Source organism: Pseudomonas sp. AC463, from assembly GCF_979253585.1.
The window spans coordinates 1-275 of the sequence record NZ_CEEDDZ010000578.1 but is presented as its reverse complement, the minus strand read 5'-3'; the positions used below and the strand labels follow the sequence as shown (position 1 = coordinate 275).

The 275-nt window shown below is 69.8% G+C and carries 1 protein-coding gene; it reads right to left on the bottom strand.

Going from position 1 to position 275, the window contains the following annotated elements:
- On the bottom strand, positions 1–275 hold a 275-nt coding region (locus AC0IYH_RS31500; RefSeq protein WP_471838166.1), incomplete at both ends, for a dihydrofolate reductase family protein.

Here is a 275-nt window from a genome sequence, read left to right as displayed (position 1 = left end):
AGCGATCCCGCGAGGCCGCCGCCGCGCATGTCGCCACCAGCGCCGAACCGGCCTGGAAGAACGGCGCACTCAGCGGAACACGCAAACGCCCATCGACCAGTACGCGCAGCGGCGGACGCGCCTGAGCCAAGGCCGTGAGTTCGGCGCCCAGACCCAGTTCGTCGGGCCTTACCGTCAAGCGGGCGGCATCGGCCAACAGCGTATCGGCACCACTCAGAACCACGCTCGAACGCGCGCGCAGCCGTTGTACTGCTGCACGAGCAGCCGGCCCAGTG